The sequence below is a fragment of the uncultured Arthrobacter sp. genome, from assembly GCF_902805515.1.
In the GTDB taxonomy this organism is placed as follows: Bacteria; Actinomycetota; Actinomycetes; order Actinomycetales; family Micrococcaceae; genus Arthrobacter_D.
In genome coordinates this window covers 1-18,328 of sequence record NZ_CADCTE010000016.1, presented here as the reverse complement: position 1 = coordinate 18,328, position 18,328 = coordinate 1, and the positions used below count along the sequence as shown (strand labels likewise).

Here is an 18,328-nt window from a genome sequence, read left to right as displayed (position 1 = left end):
GATGCGTTACCTTTTACCAATCTTTAGGGGCTTTCTGTGTCCACCGTTGACGACAATTCAACAACCGCCGCTTCGACCGGCGGCAGCCGCGTCAAGCGCGGAATGGCTGAAATGCTGAAGGGCGGCGTGATTATGGACGTTGTCACGCCGGAGCAGGCCCGGATCGCCGAAGATGCCGGCGCGGTGGCTGTCATGGCCCTCGAGCGGGTCCCGGCCGACATCCGCGCCCAGGGCGGGGTCTCGCGCATGAGCGACCCCGACATGATCGACGGCATCATCGACGCCGTGTCCATCCCGGTGATGGCCAAGGCCCGGATCGGGCACTTCGTCGAGGCGCAGGTGCTGCAGTCGCTCGGCGTCGACTACATCGACGAGTCCGAGGTGCTGACCCCGGCCGACTACTCCAACCACATCGACAAGTGGAAGTTCACGGTGCCCTTCGTCTGCGGCGCCACGAACCTGGGGGAGGCGCTGCGCCGCCTCAATGAGGGCGCGGCGATGATCCGCTCCAAGGGCGAGGCCGGCACCGGCGACGTCTCCAACGCGACGATGCACATGCGCAAGATCCGCTCGGAGATCGCCCGGCTTTCCTCAATGGCCGAGGACGAACTCTACGTCGCCGCCAAGGAACTGCAGGCGCCCTACGAACTGGTCAAGGAGGTCGCCCGGGAGGGCCGCCTGCCGGTTGTCCTCTTCACCGCCGGCGGCATTGCGACCCCCGCCGACGCCGCCATGATGATGCAGCTCGGCGCCGACGGCGTGTTCGTCGGTTCGGGCATCTTCAAGGCCGGAAACCCCGCCGAGCGGGCCGCCGCCATCGTCAAGGCGACGACCTTCCATGACGACCCGGACATGGTCGCCAAGGTCTCCCGCGGCCTGGGCGAGGCCATGGTCGGCATCAACGTCGACGAGCTGCCGCAGCCGCACCGCCTCGCCGAGCGCGGCTGGTAGCAGCCGGCGCAGCAGGCTCAGGGCATAAAAGAACAAGGCATAAAAGAAGGGGCACCGCCATCAGGCGGTGCCCCTTCTGCGTTCCCCGGAGGGCCGGGAATCAGTGCCGGCCGCGGCCGAGATCGCCGTCGGGCTCGATCTGCTCCTTGCGGACCTCCTCGTTGACGGTGTGCTGCTCGGTCACCGTCTCCTTATCGAGGCGGACGCGTTCGACCGGAACGGCTTCCTTCTCCACGACGGGCCGCTCCTCGTGCAGGACGACCTCGTGCTCCTCCTCGCTGATGGCCGGGCCGGCCATTGCGGCACCGCGGTTGGCGTCGGTGATCGGCTCACGCTCGAGGCGGACCTCCTCACGCTGCACCGGAACCGTCTGGCTGACGTTCTCGGACACGACGAACTTGCGCAGGCGCACCCGGCCGGCTTCGCGCGACTCGGTGCCCACGCGCAGCTGCTCCTCCGAGCGGGTCATCGCCTCGTCGGTGGTGGGGCCGGAGGTGTCGTGGCCGACGGCTTCGCGGCCGGTGGTCGTGCCGGCGGTGTCGTAGTCGACGCCGCGCGTCCCGTCGGAGCCGCCGTTGAGGCTGTAGTGCCGGTACAGGCGGTCCTCCTCCTCGGGGCTCAGGTGGCCGTCCTTGTCCACCTTGGGAGCGTCCTTAACGAGGTCCTTGCTGTAGGGGACGCGGACGTCGTTGCCGTCAACCGATGCCGCCTGGAGCGGAACGAACGACTCGGAGGTGCCGAAAAGGCCGGTGTTGACCGTGACCCAGCTGGGCTGCCCGGTCTCGTCGTCAACATAAAGCTGGCCGATCGAGCCGAGCTTGCTGCCGTCATTGGTGTACACGTTTCCGCGGCCGGCGGCCAGGTCGTTCAGGTTTTCCTGGGTAATCATGTTTCTCCTTGGTGTTCACGAAGGTGTTCACTGGCTCCGCCGCGGTGGGCGGCGCCGTAGTGGAGGTCATGGGCACGAGGCCCCGGGCTGCTTGCACCGCCCACTCTAGGGGCGCATGTGAGAAATGGCAAGCTTACTTACTACTAGTCCATCTAGCGGTTGGCTACTAGCGTTGAATCAGCGATCGGCACCGCGCGTGCCGGTTGGATCAACACACACGCACCGCATGTTGAAGGAGATTTTCATGGCACAGCACAACACCTCCGGTTCGAGTACACCGAAGGGTAGACGTGACGAGATGGTCGCCGAGGAGCGCCGGCAGTTCGGCGGAATGAAGTTCGGCTCGGCCTTCTTCGGCTGGATGACGGCCACGGGCATCGCGGTGGTCCTCACCGCACTTCTCGGCGCGGTCGGAGCAGGAGTTGGGGTCGCGAACAACGCCGACGCCGGACAGGTCGCCAACCAGGCCTCCCAGGACCTGCAGACCGTGGGCATCGTCAGCGGACTCGTGCTCGCGGCAATCCTTTTCATCGCCTACTACTGCGGCGGGTACGTCGCCGGGCGCATGGCGCGCTTCGACGGTGCCAAGCAGGGCCTCGCGGTCTGGCTGTGGGCCATCGCCGTAGCCATTCTCCTTGCCGTCCTCGGCGCCGTCGCCGGCAGCCAGTTCAACGTCCTCGGCAGCCTCAACGGCTTCCCCCGCATCCCCGTCAATGAGGGCGCACTGACCACCGGCGGAATCGTCGCCCTCGTCATCGCCGTCATCGTCCCCCTGATCGGGGCCGTGCTCGGCGGCAAGGCCGGAATGCGTTTCCACCGCAAGGTCGACCAGGTCGGCGCGAACTCTGCGGCCGGCCTGAACGTTTAGCTGACACAGGCCGGCGCAACGACCCGTCGATAACGGGTCTTTGATCCAGCAACCGGCACTCGACTGGCCCCGCTGCCGCTCCCGCCCCAACGCGGGAGCGGCAGGCGGGCCAGTCGGATTCGGCCATCCGGCAGGCCGGTAAGGCCGGCGCTCATCCGGTGCCGGCGCAGGAGCAGGCGGAAACTTCGGAGGTTTCGAATGGCGCGGTTTGGAGGACGGACCCGGCCCCGGGGCGCAAAACGTGTGGCCGGGCTGGTCGTGGGCTGGCTCCTCGTGGCCATTGGGCTCGCTGCCCTCGTCCTCCCCGGCCCCGGCCTGCTGGCACTCGTCGCCGGACTCACGGTGCTCGCCCAGCAGTACGAATGGGCCCGCCGGTGGCTGCAGCCGGTCAAGACCCGGGCCTTCGCGGCCGCCGCCCATGGAGTTCGGACCCGGCGCAATATCGCCCTCAGCTTCACCGCCGCCCTCGTGCTGGCCCTCGTCGGCGTGCTCTGGGGAATTCAGCCGCCCGCGCCCGGGTGGTGGCCGCTCGAGGCACAGTGGTGGCTGCCCGGCGGCTGGAGCGTCGGCTCGGGACTGATCGTTTCGGCACTGCTCGCGGCGGCGTTTATCGCTTACAGCATCCGGCGGTTCCGGCCCCGGCCCGCGCCGGAAGCCTAGGGCTGCCGTCCCCCCTGTCGTCCACCCTGCCGGCCAAGGCCTAGAGCGCCATCCACAGGGTCTTGCCGCGGCCCACGAGGTCGAAGCCCCGGGCCGCGAAGAACTCGGACCCGGAGGGTGCCGCATTGACCGCCAGGTGCCGGGCCCCGGAGGCGGCCGCCGTCTTGGCCGCGCGGCTCAGCAGCGCGGTGCCGAGGCCGCGGTGGCGGTACTCCGGCAGGACCTCGAGCGAGAAGATCCCGCCGAGGCCCCGCAGCCCCGGAACCCCGGAGGGGTAGAACGCGTAGGCCGCGCCGACGACGTTCCCGCCGACCCGTGTCTCGGCGTGCCAGGCCTGCCGTGGCTGGGACCGCACCACCCGCAGTTCCCGGGCCAGCGGCCCCAGATACTCGGGCACGTCCGTCGACAGTTCGGCGGCGCCGTCCTCATAGGCGGCCGGAATCCCGACCGGCGCGGCCATCCACCACGGCTGCCACCCCGGGGAGAACCCCAGGGACGACAGGGCGCTGCTGCGCACCGCGCCGTTCAGCCAGACGCCCACCGTCTTCGCTCCCAGCCTGCTGCCCTCGGCGAGGCCCGGCCGGATGCCGGCCAGCGAGACCTCCTCCGGGAACAGGAGCAGAAGCTGTGACCGCGCCGGAAGCCACGCCCACGTGCACCCGTGGGTGGAGAAGGTCTTCCCGCCGGTGGCGGTCGCAAGCGCCGCGAACCAGGCGGTGTGCAGGCGCTGGACCTGGGCAATTGTGACCATCCGGGTTCAGGCCAGGCCCCGCCGCTTCAACAGCGGCTCCAGTTCGGCATCCCGGCCCCGGAAGTTGCGGAACGCCTGGAGCGGGTCGATGCTGTTCCCTCGTGAAAGCAGCTCGGTGCGGAAGGTGTCGCCGTTGGCCCGGGTGAGTCCTCCCGAGGACTTGAACCACTCGACGGTGTCGGCGTCGAGGACCTCGCTCCAGATGTAGGCGTAGTAGGCGGCGGCATAGCCGCCGGCGAAGATGTGCTTGAAATAGCCGGTCCGGTAGCGCGGCGGAACCAGGGCAAAGTCGACGCCTGCCTCGTGGAGCGCCCGCTGCTCGAAGGCCGCAGGGTCCTCAACGGGAGTGCCGGGCGTCAGGGAATGCCAGGCGAGGTCGAGCAGGGTCGCTCCGAGGTACTCGGTGGTGGCGAAGCCTTCGCCCCATGTCGACGCCGCTGTGACGCGGTCGATGACCTCCTGCGGGAGGGCCTCCCCGGTCTCATGGTGGCGGGCGTAGTTCGTCACGACCTCGGGCCACAGCATCCACATCTCATTGACCTGCGAGGGGTATTCGACGAAGTCGCGCGGGACGCTGGTGCCTGAAAAGGTGGGGTAGGTGACGTTCGAGAACAGGCCGTGCAGTGCGTGGCCGAACTCGTGGAAGGCGGTGACGACCTCGTCAAAGCTGAGGAGGGTCGGCTCCCCGGGCGGAGGCTTGGGAATGTTCAGGTTGTTCACCACGATGGCGCGGGTGCCCAGGAGCTGCGACTGGTCAACGAATGAGTTCATCCAGGCGCCCCCGTTCTTCGTGTCGCGGGTGTAGTAGTCGCCGAGGAACAGGCCCAGGCCGGATCCGTCCTCGTTGAAGACCTCCCACACGCGCACCTCGGGATGGTAGCCGATGAGGTCCGGGCGTTCGGTAAAGCGCAGCCCGTACAGCTGACCGGCCGCGAAGAAGACGCCGTCCTTCAGGACGCGGTCCAGCTCAAAGTAGGGCCGGAGCGCGGCGAGGTCGACGTCGTACTTCGAGCGCCGGACCCGCTCGGAGTGGAAGGCCCAGTCCCATGGCTCCAGCGGGTGCCCGGCGTCGGCCTCGAGCTCGGCGGCCTCCGCCCGGGCGTTGCGCACCGCGGGGCCGGCCAGGGCGGCCAGGCGCTCCCGGATGGCCCCGAGCGAGGGTGCGGTCTGGTCGTCCGTGGCAGCCGCGGCGTACGTGTCGAAGCCCAGGAGGGCGGCGCGGTCCGCGCGCAGGGCCGCCATGCGTGCGGCCAGCTCAAGCGTGTTGTCCCGGCCGTCGTGGAAGCCGCGGTTCACCGACAGTTCGTAGAGCCGCCGGCGCACCGCGCGGTCGGTCAGCAGCGCCATCGCCGGCTGGTTGGTCGGAAGGATCAGGGTGAGCAGGTATTTGCCGGGGTGGCCTGCCGCAACGGCGGCGGCTGCGGCGGCTGAGATGTCATCGGCCGGGAGGCCGTCGAGCTCGGCAGCGGTGTCGAGCAGGAGCGCGGAGGCATTGGTGTCCCGCAGCAGCCGCTGCTGGTACTCGGTCGACAGTTCGGACAGCTCGGCGTTGAGCCCGCGCAGCCGGGCCTGGGCGGCGTCGTCGAGCTCGGCGCCCGCGGCCGTGAACCGCCGAAGGTACTCGGCCAGCAGCCGGGCCGGTTCGGCGTCGAGGCCGTCCGCGGGGACCGCCTTGAGGCGCTCGAAGAGGGCGCGGTCGAGGTGGATATTGTCCGAATGCTCGGCAAGGCGCGGCGCGATCCGCGTCTCGATCTCCTGGATGGCGGCCGTGGAGTCGGCCGAGGAACGGTTGGAGAATGCGGCCGCCACCCGCTGCAGGACCTGCCCCGAACGCTCAAGGGCGCCGATGGTGTTCTCGAAGTCTGCGGGCTCCGGGGTGGCGGTGATGGCCCCGATCTCGGCGAGCTGCTCCGCGAACCCCGCCTCGAAGGCCGGCAGGTAGTGCCCGTCCTCGATGCGGTCGAAGGGCGGCAGCTGGTAGGGGAGCGTGCTCGGCTCGAGGAAGGGGTTGCTCATAAGCCTTAACTTTTGCATGCCGCGGCGCCGGCCGGGAACTGGTTCCCCTCCGGCGCCCCTACCGAGCGGTCCGGGAACCGGATGAGCTGCCTGACTGGCCTGCCTGAATGACCTGCCCGGATGACCCCGCTGGCTTACTGGGCGGAGCCAAGGGGCGGGGCCAACGGACGCGGGTCAGCGCGGGCGGGAGTCAGCGCGGACGGCTGCCCGCATGGCGCCGGGCGAGGTCGGCGAGGGTGTCGTCAACCTCGCCTGGCTCGAAGGTCCCGTACTTCCGCTCGACTGCGGTCCGGATAAGGAAGTCAGCGATCGCCGGGTTTTTCGGGAGCAGCGAGCCGTGGAGGTAGCTGGCCACCACATTGTGGTGGCGCGCGCCCTCGTGGTTGTCGCGGGCGTTGTTGCCCTCACCCTTGGTGACGGTGGCAAGCGGCGTCACTCCGGCGCCCAGGAAGGTCTGCCCGCTGTGGTTCTCGTACCCGTGGATCTCGCCGAACTCCCCGCTGGTGGCGACGACGTTGCCGATGAGGCGCTCCTTTCCACCGTGGGTCTCAAGGTCGAGCACCCCGATGCCCGGGATCACCGTGCCGTCCACGGTCCGAAAGAATTTGCCGAACAGCTGGTAGAGCCCGCAGATGGCAAGCATCGGCTGCCCGTCCTCGGCCAGTCCGCGCAGGCGGGGCCCAATGGCCTGAAGGTCCTCCTGGATCACCAGCTGGCCGCTGTCCTGCCCGCCTCCGCCGATGATCAGGTCGGCGTCGTCGGGGAAGCTGTCGCCGGCGTTGTGTTCGGAGATGACGGCGTCGTATCCGTGCCAGGCCAGGCGCTGCTTGAGCACCAGGACGTTGCCCCAGTCACCGTAGATGTTCATCTCGCGGGGGTACAGCTGAAGGATGGATATCGTGCCCTTGGACATCAGGAAACCACCTCGACGGTCGTGATCTTGGACAATTCGCGCCGCACGGCGAGCATCGCCGTGTAGGTGCAGAAGATGCGTTTTGGCTGACCCGGGCTGCCGGCGATGAACTCCTTGAGCGCCGCCGGGATCTCGGGCTCGATGCCGCGGACCTCGACGTCGTCGTATTTCAGGCGCAGCGCCATGTCGTAGGCGCGCACCCCGGTGACGAGGTCGACGCCGGCGGCGCGCAGCGAGTCGAAGTCAACGTCCCACAGCCACGACATGTCGCGGCCGTCGGCGTAGTTGTCGTTGATCGCAATCATGGTGGCGTGTCCGGCCGGATCGAAAGACTTGAGTCCAAGCCGGAAGCCGCTGGGGTTTTTCACCAGGACCAGTTCGAGGGGCTGGCCGTTCACGGTGAGGCTCTCGCCGCGCCCGAAGGCCGGTTCGACGGCCGACAGCGAGGCGAAGAGGGCGTCCTCGTCGGCGGCCCCGCCGAGCACGGTGCGGGCCGCGGCCAGAGCGGCGGCCGCATTGAAGATGTTGTAGACCCCTCGCAGGCGCAGGTCGGCCGGCACCGACCTCCCGCCGACGCCGAACACCGCGCCGTTGCCTTCGACCTGCTCCAGCACGACATCGGCGGGGAGGTCCGACGGCGCCGGAACGCCGGTGGCGCCCCGGAGTTCGTCGTCGTTCGGGAAGGTGCTGCGAAGCGAGGGGTCGAGGCCGAAGTAGACGACGCCGGCGTCCCGCACCGTCGGCGCGAGGCCGGCCACCCGCGGGTCTTCGCGGTTGAGGATCACCGTCCCGGCGGTGGCGGCGGCGATCCTGCCCAGCAGGCGCGTGGTCGCGTCGATCTCCCCGAACCGGTCGAGCTGATCCCTCAGGACGTTCAGCAGCAGGGAGTACTTCGGGCGGACAAGGTTCACGAAATGCACGGCGTGGGCCTCGTCGAGTTCAAGGACGGCGATGTCCGCGTCGAGGCGTCCGCGCCAGTCCACCTCGCCGAGCAGGGCCGCGGCGACGCCCCGGGTGAAGTTGCTGCCCGTGCGGTTCGTGAAAACCTTGAGGCCCTGACCCTCGAGCAGTTCAACGACCATCTTGGTGGTCGTGGTCTTGCCGTTGGTGCCGCTGACCACCATCACGCCGTGCTCAAGGGTGGACAGGGCCCGGCCCATGAAGCCCGGGTCCATCCGTTCGACGACGAGGCCGGGAAGGGCCGAGCCGCCACCCCGCAGTTTCGAGGCGCGGCGCACCGCTTTGCCGACCAGCACGCTCAAGGGATTCATGCTGTTAAACGTAGCGCAAGCACCGGGGGGAACCGGTCAGCCAAGGTGCACCGCTTCGCTCGAGGTGGAAAACATCCTCCGGTCCACCCGCACCATAAACCAGCTGATGGGCGCGGCTGCCGCGAGGGCGACGGCGGCGGCGAGGAAGACGCTCGAGTAGCCCTCGACCAGTGGAGCCAGGGTGGCCGGTTCGCCGCTGCCGGTAGCCGCGGCGGCCGCATAGAGGGCGGTGAAGACGGCGGTTCCGATCGATCCGCCGATCTGCTGGGTGGCGGTGACGGCGGCGCTGGCCACCCCGGCGTCGCGGGATTCGATGCCGGCCAGGGCGACGTTCTGCAGGGGCACGAAGACCAGGGCCAGTCCGATGCCCAGCAGCAGCTGGCCGGGCAGCACCTCGAGGACGTAGTTGCCCTCAACGCTGATCCGGCTCAGGTAGAGCAGCCCGGCGGCGGCGGTGAGCGGGCCGGCGGTCATCAGGATCCGCGGCCCGACGACGGGGAGCGCCTTGGAGACGAGCGCCGCGCTGACGATGATGGCGGCCGTCATGGGCAGGGAGGCGAGGCCGGAGGCCAGCGGGCTGAGGCCGAGCACGATCTGGAAGTAGAGCGTGAGGTAGAGCAGGCCGCCAAGGAGTGCGGCCCCGACGAGGATCGAGACGAGGTAGGCACCCCCGCGGACCCGGTCGGCAAGCACCCGCAGGGGTAGCAGCGGGTGGTTGGAGACCGCCTCGACGCGGAGGAAGACGGCGAGCAGGACGGCGCCGGCCGCGAGGAAGGCGATGGTGTCGGGCCGGGCCCACCCGTATTCCGCCCGGGAGAATCCGTAGACGACGGACGCGAGGCCCGCGGTGACCAGGACGGCGCCGGGGAGGTCGTACCGGGTGTCCCCTTCGGCGCGGCTTTCCTTGAGCAGCGGGATTCCTGCGGCGATCGCGACGGCGGCGATCGGCACGTTCACGAGCAGGCACCAGTGCCAGCTGAAGTATTCGGTGAGCACGCCGCCCAGGAGCAGGCCGATGGCGGCGCCGCCTCCGGCGATCGTCCCGTAGACGGCGAATGCCTTCACGCGGTCCCTGCCCCCGGGGAAGGTGACCGAAAGGATCGCCAGCGCGGCCGGGGCGAGCAGGGCCGCGAACGCGCCCTGGAGGCCGCGCGCGGCCAGCAGCATCTCGGGGGTCGTCGCCACGCCTCCCAGGGCGGAGGCGAGGGCGAAGCCGGCCATGCCGGTGAGGAATGACCGCTTGCGTCCCCAGTAGTCGGCGACGCGCCCGCCCAGGAGCAGGAGCGCGCCGAAGGCCAGGGCGTAGAGGGTCACGACCCAGCTGCGGTCGCTGTCGCTCATGCCCAGCGCCTGCTGCGCCTGGGGGAGGGCGATGTTCACGATGGTGCCGTCGAGCACCACCATCAGCTGGGCAAGGGCGACGACGGCCAGGACGATCCAGCGTGCGCGGGTGCTGCCGGTGGTGCCCGGCGGAAGTGATTCCGCCGGGGCGGGGGCAGGGGTGGACATGGTGCTCCTGTCGGATGCGGTGGGGGAAGGGTCCCAGCTTAGGAAGCAGATTCACCGACGTCAAACGAACTAGTTCGTTCGGTGCGTTGTGCGGAACTATAGTGAAGGGATGGAACACGCCCCGACCGACGTCCGCACCAGGGTGGTCCGCGCTGCCCGCACCGAGTTCGCCGCCAAGGGACTGGCCGGAGCGCGGATCGACAGCATCGCCCGGGGCGCCAGCGCCAGCAAGGAGCGGCTCTACGCGTACTTCAGCGACAAGGCGAGCCTCTTCCAGGCCGTCCTCGACCTCAACGCCTCCGAATTCCACGAGGCGGTCACCCTGGACCCTGCGGATCTTCCCGGCTTCGTGGGTGCCGTGTTCGACCACATCCACGCGAATCCCGAGAACCTCCGGGTGATGACCTGGGCTCAGCTTGAGGGCGTCGACTACCGGCTGCCCGCTGCGGTTCCGTCTCCCCAGCAGAAGATGGAGGCCATTCGGGACGGCCAGCGGCGCGGGCTGATCGATCCGGGGTGGGCCGCCGACGAGCTGCTGCACCTGCTCTTCTCCCTCGCCCATGCCTGGGCGCAGGCGCCGCTGATGGCCCGGGGCGCCGGAGACGACCCTCGAGCCCACCGGCGTGCCGCCGTCGAGGCAGCCCGCCGGCTTGTGGTGCCACCTCCGGCAGCCGGCGCGTCCGCCTAGCCGTCCGCCCGGCTGGTGCTCCAAAGAACTGGTGCTCCAACCAGTTGGTGCTCCAACCCGCGGCTCGGTTCACCGGCAGCGCGGCCTCCCGCCTAGAATTGGAGGATGGCCACTTCCTCACCTTCGCCCTCCTCCGGCGTGCGCATCGGCGTGCTGGCCGTCCAGGGGGACGTGCGCGAACACATCCGGACCATCGAAGCCCTCGGCGGCACCGCCATCGCCGTCCGGCGGCCCTCCGAGCTGGAGGGCATCGACGGGATCATCATTCCCGGCGGCGAATCGACGACGATCGACAAGCTCAGCCGGGCCTTCGACCTTACCGAACCGCTGCGCGCGCTGCTGAAAGGCGGCCTGCCAGCCTACGGTTCCTGCGCGGGCATGATTATGCTCGCCGACGTCATCGCCGACCCCTCCACCGACCGCCAGGGCAACCCGCAGCAGACCCTTGGGGGACTGGACATCGTGGTGCGGCGCAACGCCTTCGGCCGCCAGCGGGAATCCTTCGAGACCGACCTCGCCTTCACCGGGCTCGCCGACACCGTCGGCGCCGGCGGAGACGACCCGGTGCGGGCCGTCTTCATCCGCGCACCCTGGGTGGAGAAGGTCGGTCCCTCGGTGGAGGTCCTCGCCGAGGTGCCGGCGCCGGAGACGCCCCCGCCCGGCGGGTCCGACGACGGCGGCCCGGATAAGTCCGGGACGGTCGCTAGAATTGTGGCAGTGCGGTCAGGCAACCTGCTCGCGACGAGTTTCCATCCGGAAGTCACCGGCGAGCGGCGGGTCCACGAATTGTTTATTCGAATGATCAGAGGAGAAGCGTAGGCATGTCGGGGCACTCTAAGTGGGCTACAACCAAACATAAGAAGGCCGCGATCGACGCCAAGCGCGCGAAGTCCTTCGCCAAGCTGATCAAGAACATCGAGGTGGCGGCGCGGGCCGGAGGCGCGGACCTCGCCGGCAACCCGGGCCTCGAGCTCGCGGTGTCCAAGGCGAAGAAGACCTCGGTCCCCATCGACAACATCAACCGCGCCGTCAAGCGCGGTGCCGGGCTCCTCGGCGACGCCGTCGACTACCAGACCATCATGTACGAGGCGCGCGGGCCCCAGGGCTCGGCCCTGCTCATCGAGTGCCTCACCGACAACAAGAATAGGGCCGCTTCCGAGGTCCGCCTCGGGATCACCCGCAACGGCGGCAGCGTCGCCGACCCGGGCTCGGTGGCCTACCTGTTCACCCGCAAGGGCGTCGTCACGCTGCCGAAGAACGGCCTGTCCGAGGACGATGTCCTGATGGCGGTCCTCGACGCCGGCGCCGAGGAGGTCAAGGAGTCCGCCGACACCTTCGAAGTGATCTCCGAGCCCCAGGACCTGCGGGCCGTCGTGGCCGCGCTCGAGGAGAACGGCATCGAATACGACACCGACGAGGCCGAATTCGTTCCCTCGATGCAGGTCGAGCTGGATGTCGACGGCGCGAAGAAGTTCCTCAAGCTCGTTGACGCCCTCGAAGAGCTCGACGACGTGCAGAACGTGTACTCCAACGCCGACCTCTCCGAAGAGGTCCTCGCCGAACTCGAGACCGACGATTAGCACCGTCCGGGCGGGCCTGCGGGACGGTGAGCCGTGACGATCCGCGTCATGGGCATCGACCCCGGGCTGACCCGGTGCGGCCTGGCCGTCGTCGACGTCGAACCGAACCGCCACTCGACCCTGGTCGCCGTGGGCGTGGTGGGTACGGAGGCCGGGCGCAGCCTCGACCAGCGGCTGCTGGTCATTGCCGAGGCCGTCGACGAGTGGCTCGACCTTCACTCCCCGCATGTGCTGGCCGTCGAACGGGTGTTCAGCCAGCTCAATGTCAGCACCGTGATGGGAACCGCTCAGGCCTCCGGGGTGGTCATCGCCGCCGCAGCCCGGCGCGGAATCCCCGTTGCACTGCACACCCCCACCGAGGTCAAGGCCGCGGTGACCGGCAACGGGCAGTCCGACAAGGTGGCCGTCACCAAGATGGTCACGAAGATCCTGCGCCTTGACGCCCCGCCGCGGCCGGCCGACGCCGCCGATGCCCTGGCCCTGGCCATCACCCACGCCTGGCGCAGGGGAGTGGGCCTGCAGGGTGCGGCCGCCGCCTCCGGTGCGGGAGCCGCCACGCCTGCCCAGCGGATGTGGGCCGAGGCCGAGGCGAGGGCCCGGCGCCGCTGATCGGCACCGCGGGGGACCCGCCGAAGGATCGGCCCGCTGAGGGGCACCGCGGAGGATCCCGCAGCGCGAACGGCGATGGTCCGGTGTGGCGTTGTACGTCCGGAGCCCCGGAACGGTAACGTAATAGAAAGTATGTTCGGACGCTGGTTCGGGCGATCGATCCCACCACCTCTTTGGAGCTCCCCGACATGATCAGTTCCCTCCGCGGCACGGTGGCCTCAGTGGGCCTGCAGTCCGCCGTGCTCGACGTCAACGGTTTCGGCATGCAGGTCCAGGCGACGCCGCAGACCCTGGCCACGCTCCGGGTCGGCGGCGAAGCCCAGGTCTTCACCACCATGGTCGTGCGCGAGGACTCGATGACCCTCTTCGGCTTTGAGGACGCCGAGCAGCGCGAGGTCTTCGACACCCTGCTGGCCATCAGCGGCGTCGGCCCGCGGCTCGCCCTGGCCGTGCTCGCCGTGCACGCCCCCGAAGCCATCCGCATCGCCGCGTCCTCTGGGGACGACAAGGCCTTCAGCAAGGTGCCCGGCATCGGGCCCAAGGGGGCGCGCCGGATCGTCCTCGAACTCGCCGGCAAGCTGGTGCCCCTCGAGGCGCCCGGCGTTCCGAAGAACACCTGGCAGGGCCAGGTGCTCAACGCCATGGTCGGCCTTGGCTGGTCCGAGAAGGACGCCGGCGCCGCCATCGACGCCGCCACCGCCGAGGCGCCCGAGGTCGCGGCCACCGGCGACGTCGCCCAGATCCTCAAGCTCACCCTCCGCCGCCTCGGCTCCGACGGCGCACGGAGCTCGGCCCGGGCGAAGAGCCTCTGATGGCCTCCGCGCAGCAGCCCGGCGACGCACCCCTGGTCGCGGCCGGCTCCGACCCCGAGGACCGCGCCGTCGAGGCCGCCCTGCGGCCGAAAAATCTCGACGACTTCGTCGGCCAGAAGCGCGTGCGCCGGCAGCTGTCCCTCGTGCTCGAGGCCTCCCGGCTCCGGGGCCGCAGCGCCGACCACGTGCTGCTGTCCGGCCCGCCCGGGCTGGGCAAGACCACGCTCGCCATGATCATCGCCGCCGAGATGAACGCGCCGCTGCGCATCTCCTCGGGGCCCGCGATCCAGCACGCCGGCGACCTCGCCGCGATCCTCTCCTCGCTCACCGAGGGCGAGGTGCTGTTCCTCGACGAGATCCACCGCATGTCCCGCCCGGCGGAGGAAATGCTCTACATGGCGATGGAGGACTTCCGCGTCGACATCGTCGTCGGCAAGGGCCCCGGCGCCACGGCCATCCCGCTCGACCTTCCCCCCTTCACCCTCGTCGGGGCCACCACCCGCGCCGGGCTGCTGCCCGGGCCGCTGCGCGACCGCTTCGGCTTCACCGGCCACCTCGAGTTCTACTCCACCGATGAGCTCGAACTGGTGCTGCGCCGCTCGGCCATGCTCATGGACATGAAGGTCAACTCGGCCGCCTTCGCCGAGATCGCCGGCCGCTCCCGGGGCACCCCCCGCATCGCCAACCGCCTGCTGCGCCGGGTGCGCGACTGGGCGCTCGTCCACGGCATCGACCTGATCGACGCGTCCAGCGCCGGGGCGGCGCTGGACATGTACGAGGTCGACGAAAAGGGCCTGGACCGGCTCGACCGCTCCGTGCTGACCGCGCTGATCACCAAGTTCAACGGCGGACCGGTGGGCCTGTCGACGCTCGCCATCGCCGTCGGGGAGGAACCGGAAACCGTCGAGACGGTCGCCGAGCCGTACCTGGTGCGCGAGGGCATGCTCGGGCGCACCCCGCGCGGCAGGATCGCCACCGCCGCGGCCTGGCACCACCTCGGGCTGGTGATGCCGCCCTCGGTGGCCGCAGCGATGCCCGAGGACCTCTTCACCGCCGCGCAGGAGGACGAAGTTTCAAGCGGGGACCCGGCCGAGGACTGGATGACCTGACCCCGCCTGACCGGCCGGGGGCCGGTTTCCCTTTACACTGGGAGGACACGCGGCGTGAGCCGGCTGAACCTGCGCCGGCTGTGCCGACCCCAGTTATAGGAACGGAACTTTTCTGTGTTCGCAAACGTAGTAGCTTCGACCGCGACGGAAGCCGGCGATGCCGCCGGTTCTTCGTTCGACATCTTCAACCTGATCCTGCCGCTCGCGCTGGCGTTTCTGATCTTCTCCATGTTCCGCCGGCAGCGCAAGGCCAAGCAGCAGGTCACCGAGATGCGTTCGCAGATGGAGCCCGGCGCCGAGGTGATGACCCAGTTCGGCCTCTTCGGGACCATCGTGTCGATCGACCAGGAGAACAACAAGGCCGTCATCGAACTCTCCCCGGGCAACACCGCCACCGTGCACACCCAGGCCCTGAGCAAGGTCGTGAAGCAGGAGCCGGCAGGGGACCTCGATGACGAGCCCTCCGTCGCCGCGCCGGACACCATCGCCACGACCGGGACCGCCGGCACCGCGGGAAGCACCGCCGCCGAAACCCCCGAGGAAACGGTGGCGCGGCTGAACCGCGAGAACAACAGGAACAACGACAACTAGCATTCAGTCCCGGCCCCGGGCAGCCCCGGCGGCCGGGTTCCACCGGCACGGCGCGGACACCGCGCTCCACTCCTAAGGACAATCGACAATGCCACGTACCGGCCCCGGCACGGCAGCCAAACGAACCCTCGTCTGGCTGGGCGTACTTCTTGCTCTGCTCGCCGCGCTGCTGGGCGCCGGCTCCGTCTGGAGCAACGCGAGCTGGACCCCGAAGCTCGCCCTCGACCTCGAGGGCGGCACGCAGCTGATCCTCTCGCCCAAGCTGCAGGGCGGCGGCTCCGAGATCAGCCCCGAACAGCTGGACCAGGCGGTCGAGATCATCCGCCAGCGGGTCGACGGCAGCGGCGTGGCCGAAGCCGAAATCTCCACCCAGTCAGGCCGGAACGTCATCGTCTCCCTCCCGGGAACCCCCGACTCCGAGACCCGTGAGCTGATCCGGGCCTCGGCGCAGCTTGAATTCCGCCCCGTGCTCGCGGGCGGACCGGGCCAGGCGCCCGCCGCGGAGACTCCCACCCCCGCCGACCAGCTGCCCAAGCCGACCGCGGAACCCGCGGACGCCAGCGACCCCAACTGGATCACCCCGGAGATCTTCACCGCGTTCGAGACCCTGGACTGCCTCGACCCCGCCGCGCTCGAGCCGAGGACCGAACCGGCCCCCGCCGACCAGCCGATGGTCGCCTGCGAGCCCGAAACCCAGGGCAAGTACATCCTGGGGCCCGTCGAGGTGCCCGGCACCGACATCGACGGCGCCACCCACGGGCTCGCCCGCGGCCAGCAGGGACAGTCCCTCAACAGCTGGGTCGTCAACATCGACTTCAACGACGAGGCCACGAAGGTCTTCCGCGGCGTCACCGAGCGGCTCTTCGCAATCGGCCAGGGCGACCCGCGCAACCAGTTCGCCATCGTCCTCGACGGCCGGATCGTCTCCGCCCCGACGACGAACGCCGTGATCCCCGACGGCAACCCGAGCATCAGCGGCAGCTTCACCGAGGAATCGGCCGCCACCCTCGCCGAGCAGCTGAAGTACGGCGCCCTGCCGATCAGCTTCGAGATCCAGAGCGAGCAGCAGATCTCCGCGACCCTCGGCGCCGACCAGCTGCGCCTTGGCCTCATCGCGGGCCTGATCGGCCTGGCGCTGGTCGCCGTGTACTCGATGTTCCAGTACCGCATGCTCGGCCTGGTCACCATCGCCTCGCTCGTCGTGGCCGGCGTCCTGACCTACCTGGCCATCGCCATCCTGGGCTGGACCGAGAACTACCGGCTGTCGCTGGCCGGTGTGGCAGGCCTGATTGTGGCCATCGGGCAGACCGCGGACTCCTTCATCGTGTACTTCGAGCGGATCCGCGACGAACTGCGGGACGGCAGGGGCATGATCTCCGCCGTGGAGAACGGGTGGCGCCGCGCCAAGCGGACGGTGCTCGCCTCCAAGGCGGTCAACCTCCTCGCCGCCCTTGTCCTCTACTTCGTGGCCGTCGGCAACGTCCGCGGCTTCGCCTTCACCCTGGGCCTTACGGCCATCGCGGACCTCGTCGTCGTCTTCCTGTTCACCCACCCGGTCCTGCGCCTGCTGGCCCGTACCCGCTTCTTCGGCGAGGGCCACAAGTGGTCCGGGCTTGACCCGGAACGCCTGGGCGTGGCGCCGCTCTACCGCGGGGCCGGACGCTTCCGCAGCCCCGCCGAGACGGCCGCCCGGCCGGCCGTTGCGGCCAAGACGAAGAACAAGGCGGCCGCCGGCGAGGCGGAACGCCGCATGACCATTGCCGAGCGGCGCATCGCGGAGCAGCAGAAGGCACTGGCCGGACGCGGCCCCGCCGAAGAGAAAGAAGAAAACCGATGAAGCGCAGCAGCTTCGCCGACTTCGGTAACGAGCTCTATTCCGGCAAGCGGTCCTACCCCTTCGTCGCCAAGCGGAAGCTCTGGTTCATCATCTCCGCAGCCGCCGTGCTCCTCGCCCTGATCATTCCGGTGGTCAAGGGCGGGTTCAACCTGGGCATCGACTTCCGCGGCGGCTCCGAGTTCACCGTCTCCGACACCGCGAACACCGACATCGCGGTGGGGGAGAAGGCGGTCACTGACGTCGTGCCCGAGGCCGTCCCGCGGGTCACCAACATCGCGGCCGAGACCATCCGTGTCCAGACCGAGCGGCTCAGCGACGACCAGACGCTGAGCGTGCGCGACAACCTCATCGCCGGTTACGGCGTCGGGCCGGAACAGGTCACCTCGAGCTTCGTCGGGCCCACCTGGGGCGAGGACGTCAGCCGGCAGGCACTGATCGGCCTGGTGGTGTTTGTCCTGCTGGCCGCCGTGCTCATGGCCCTGTACTTCCGCACCTGGAAGATGTCGCTGGCCGCCATGAGCGCCCTGGTGGTCGTCATGGTCGTGACCGCCGGGCTGTACTCCCTCAGCGACTTCGAGGTGACCCCCTCGGCGATCATCGGCTTCCTCACCATCCTCAGCTACGCCCTGTACGACACGGTGGTGGTGTTCGACAAGATCCGGGAGAACACGGCGGAACTGTCCGTGACCTCCAAGCGCACCTTCGCCGAGCAGGTCAACCTCGCGGTCAACCAGACGTTGGTGCGCTCCATCAACACCTCGGTCGTGGCGGTGCTGCCGGTCGCCTCCATCCTGTTCATCGGCGCCTACCTCCTCGGCGCCGGAACGCTTCGGGACCTGTCCCTGGCGCTGTTCATCGGCATCATCCTCGGCACCCTGAGCACCATCTTCGTTGCCGCGCCGATGTACGCGTGGCTGCGGCTGAATGAGCCGGAGATTAAGGAGCAGGAAAAGAAGGTCCGCCAGCGGCGGGCCCTCGAGGCCGCAAACGCCTGATCCTGCGGTGCCGGCGGTGCAGCTCCTGCGCCGCCGGCACCGCTAGACTTAACGGTGTGCACTCCCGAAGGGCATGAGAGGTAGCCGACGCGCTGAGGATAAGGGCTGAAATGGCTGAAGCGGTAACACCCGCAGAGCGGTCCACCACCGGCCGGACATCACCGCCGGCCGCTCCGCCGCGTCCGGTGCCCGGCCCGCCGCCCGCAGCTCCGGCCGCCGGTCCGAACTGGAGCGCGGCGCCCGTCGCGCCGCCGGCCGCTCCGGTCGCTCCGGCAGCCG

At 69.5% G+C, this 18,328-nt stretch carries 18 protein-coding genes; 12 read left to right on the top strand and 6 right to left on the bottom strand.

Annotation, left to right across the window (positions count from 1 at the left end; translation table 11 throughout):
- Positions 1–36 precede the first annotated feature (36 nt).
- Positions 37–951 carry a pyridoxal 5'-phosphate synthase lyase subunit PdxS gene (gene pdxS / locus QZX79_RS01760; protein ID WP_120169118.1) on the top strand — a complete coding sequence of 305 codons (915 nt, stop codon included), beginning with the start codon at positions 37–39 and terminating at the stop codon, positions 949–951.
- A 100-nt stretch (positions 952–1,051) separates the two neighbouring features.
- On the opposite strand, the gene QZX79_RS01755 is transcribed toward pdxS, so the two are convergent.
- Positions 1,052–1,840 (bottom strand): PRC and DUF2382 domain-containing protein, encoded by a 789-nt coding sequence (locus QZX79_RS01755; protein WP_294563790.1) that lies wholly within the window; start codon positions 1,838–1,840, stop codon positions 1,052–1,054.
- 244 nt (positions 1,841–2,084) lie between these two features.
- Here QZX79_RS01755 and QZX79_RS01750 point away from each other — a divergent pair, with 244 nt between their 5' ends.
- Together QZX79_RS01750 and QZX79_RS01745 are read left to right on the top strand one after the other, a co-directional pair.
- Positions 2,085–2,708 (top strand): hypothetical protein, encoded by a 624-nt coding sequence (locus QZX79_RS01750; protein WP_366484654.1) that lies wholly within the window; start codon positions 2,085–2,087, stop codon positions 2,706–2,708.
- Positions 2,709–2,906: 198 nt separating this feature from the next.
- Complete coding sequence (locus QZX79_RS01745) at positions 2,907–3,368, top strand: PGPGW domain-containing protein (protein WP_294563784.1); 462 nt, start codon at positions 2,907–2,909, stop codon at positions 3,366–3,368.
- A 40-nt stretch (positions 3,369–3,408) separates the two neighbouring features.
- Here the strand turns inward: QZX79_RS01745 and QZX79_RS01740 are convergent, their stop codons facing one another.
- The 5 genes from QZX79_RS01740 to QZX79_RS01720 form a co-directional block, all read right to left on the bottom strand.
- The gene (locus tag QZX79_RS01740) at positions 3,409–4,119 is read right to left on the bottom strand and encodes a GNAT family N-acetyltransferase (RefSeq protein WP_294563781.1); all 711 of its coding nucleotides are present in this window, start codon (positions 4,117–4,119) and stop codon (positions 3,409–3,411) included.
- Between the two features lie 6 nt (positions 4,120–4,125).
- Positions 4,126–6,135: a M3 family metallopeptidase gene (locus QZX79_RS01735; RefSeq protein ID WP_294563778.1), complete on the bottom strand. Its 2,010-nt coding sequence runs from the start codon at positions 6,133–6,135 to the stop codon at positions 4,126–4,128.
- A gap of 190 nt (positions 6,136–6,325) precedes the next feature.
- Positions 6,326–7,048 (bottom strand): type 1 glutamine amidotransferase, encoded by a 723-nt coding sequence (locus QZX79_RS01730; protein WP_294563775.1) that lies wholly within the window; start codon positions 7,046–7,048, stop codon positions 6,326–6,328.
- Entirely contained in the window at positions 7,048–8,319 is a 1,272-nt protein-coding gene (locus QZX79_RS01725; RefSeq protein ID WP_294563772.1) for a Mur ligase family protein, read from the bottom strand. The genes QZX79_RS01730 and QZX79_RS01725 overlap by 1 nt, the downstream gene beginning before the upstream one ends.
- A 36-nt stretch (positions 8,320–8,355) precedes the next feature.
- Positions 8,356–9,828 carry an MFS transporter gene (locus QZX79_RS01720; RefSeq protein WP_294563770.1) on the bottom strand — a complete coding sequence of 491 codons (1,473 nt, stop codon included), beginning with the start codon at positions 9,826–9,828 and terminating at the stop codon, positions 8,356–8,358.
- A gap of 109 nt (positions 9,829–9,937) precedes the next feature.
- On the opposite strand from QZX79_RS01720, the gene QZX79_RS01715 reads away from it, so the two are divergent.
- The 9 genes from QZX79_RS01715 (at position 9,938) to secF (ending at position 18,049) form a co-directional block, all read left to right on the top strand.
- Positions 9,938–10,516 (top strand): TetR family transcriptional regulator, encoded by a 579-nt coding sequence (locus QZX79_RS01715; RefSeq protein ID WP_294563767.1) that lies wholly within the window; start codon positions 9,938–9,940, stop codon positions 10,514–10,516.
- Positions 10,517–10,621: 105 nt separating this feature from the next.
- Positions 10,622–11,335 (top strand): pyridoxal 5'-phosphate synthase glutaminase subunit PdxT, encoded by a 714-nt coding sequence (gene pdxT / locus QZX79_RS01710; protein WP_294563764.1) that lies wholly within the window; start codon positions 10,622–10,624, stop codon positions 11,333–11,335.
- 2 nt (positions 11,336–11,337) lie between these two features.
- Positions 11,338–12,096: a YebC/PmpR family DNA-binding transcriptional regulator gene (locus tag QZX79_RS01705; RefSeq protein ID WP_294563762.1), complete on the top strand. Its 759-nt coding sequence runs from the start codon at positions 11,338–11,340 to the stop codon at positions 12,094–12,096.
- Positions 12,097–12,129: 33 nt separating this feature from the next.
- The gene (gene ruvC / locus QZX79_RS01700; RefSeq protein WP_120169138.1) at positions 12,130–12,705 is read left to right on the top strand and encodes a crossover junction endodeoxyribonuclease RuvC; all 576 of its coding nucleotides are present in this window, start codon (positions 12,130–12,132) and stop codon (positions 12,703–12,705) included.
- A gap of 188 nt (positions 12,706–12,893) precedes the next feature.
- A complete protein-coding gene (ruvA, locus tag QZX79_RS01695) occupies positions 12,894–13,517 on the top strand; it encodes a Holliday junction branch migration protein RuvA (protein WP_294563755.1) in 624 nt (207 codons plus the stop codon).
- Positions 13,517–14,626 (top strand): Holliday junction branch migration DNA helicase RuvB, encoded by a 1,110-nt coding sequence (gene ruvB / locus QZX79_RS01690; RefSeq protein WP_294563752.1) that lies wholly within the window; start codon positions 13,517–13,519, stop codon positions 14,624–14,626. The genes ruvA and ruvB overlap by 1 nt, the downstream gene beginning before the upstream one ends.
- A gap of 114 nt (positions 14,627–14,740) precedes the next feature.
- Positions 14,741–15,217 carry a preprotein translocase subunit YajC gene (gene yajC / locus QZX79_RS01685; protein WP_294563750.1) on the top strand — a complete coding sequence of 159 codons (477 nt, stop codon included), beginning with the start codon at positions 14,741–14,743 and terminating at the stop codon, positions 15,215–15,217.
- 88 nt (positions 15,218–15,305) lie between these two features.
- Positions 15,306–17,054: a protein translocase subunit SecD gene (gene secD / locus QZX79_RS01680; RefSeq protein ID WP_294563747.1), complete on the top strand. Its 1,749-nt coding sequence runs from the start codon at positions 15,306–15,308 to the stop codon at positions 17,052–17,054.
- Entirely contained in the window at positions 17,051–18,049 is a 999-nt protein-coding gene (gene secF, locus QZX79_RS01675; RefSeq protein ID WP_294563744.1) for a protein translocase subunit SecF, read from the top strand. The genes secD and secF overlap by 4 nt, the downstream gene beginning before the upstream one ends.
- Positions 18,050–18,328: the final 279 nt, after the last annotated feature.

Bases quoted from the DNA above. Each gene is read 5' to 3' on its own strand.
- QZX79_RS01740 (WP_294563781.1), bottom strand. From the start codon at position 4,119: ATGGTCACAATTGCCCAGGTCCAGCGCCTGCACACCGCCTGGTTCGCG.
- QZX79_RS01705 (WP_294563762.1), top strand. From the start codon at position 11,338: ATGTCGGGGCACTCTAAGTGGGCTACAACCAAACATAAGAAGGCCGCG.
- QZX79_RS01715 (WP_294563767.1), top strand. From the start codon at position 9,938: ATGGAACACGCCCCGACCGACGTCCGCACCAGGGTGGTCCGCGCTGCC.
- ruvA (WP_294563755.1), top strand. From the start codon at position 12,894: ATGATCAGTTCCCTCCGCGGCACGGTGGCCTCAGTGGGCCTGCAGTCC.
- QZX79_RS01735 (WP_294563778.1), bottom strand. From the start codon at position 6,135: ATGAGCAACCCCTTCCTCGAGCCGAGCACGCTCCCCTACCAGCTGCCG.
- ruvB (WP_294563752.1), top strand. From the start codon at position 13,517: ATGGCCTCCGCGCAGCAGCCCGGCGACGCACCCCTGGTCGCGGCCGGC.
- QZX79_RS01730 (WP_294563775.1), bottom strand. From the start codon at position 7,048: ATGTCCAAGGGCACGATATCCATCCTTCAGCTGTACCCCCGCGAGATG.
- QZX79_RS01725 (WP_294563772.1), bottom strand. From the start codon at position 8,319: ATGAATCCCTTGAGCGTGCTGGTCGGCAAAGCGGTGCGCCGCGCCTCG.
- QZX79_RS01745 (WP_294563784.1), top strand. From the start codon at position 2,907: ATGGCGCGGTTTGGAGGACGGACCCGGCCCCGGGGCGCAAAACGTGTG.
- QZX79_RS01755 (WP_294563790.1), bottom strand. From the start codon at position 1,840: ATGATTACCCAGGAAAACCTGAACGACCTGGCCGCCGGCCGCGGAAAC.
- QZX79_RS01720 (WP_294563770.1), bottom strand. From the start codon at position 9,828: ATGTCCACCCCTGCCCCCGCCCCGGCGGAATCACTTCCGCCGGGCACC.
- pdxT (WP_294563764.1), top strand. From the start codon at position 10,622: ATGGCCACTTCCTCACCTTCGCCCTCCTCCGGCGTGCGCATCGGCGTG.
- secD (WP_294563747.1), top strand. From the start codon at position 15,306: ATGCCACGTACCGGCCCCGGCACGGCAGCCAAACGAACCCTCGTCTGG.
- secF (WP_294563744.1), top strand. From the start codon at position 17,051: ATGAAGCGCAGCAGCTTCGCCGACTTCGGTAACGAGCTCTATTCCGGC.
- QZX79_RS01750 (WP_366484654.1), top strand. From the start codon at position 2,085: ATGGCACAGCACAACACCTCCGGTTCGAGTACACCGAAGGGTAGACGT.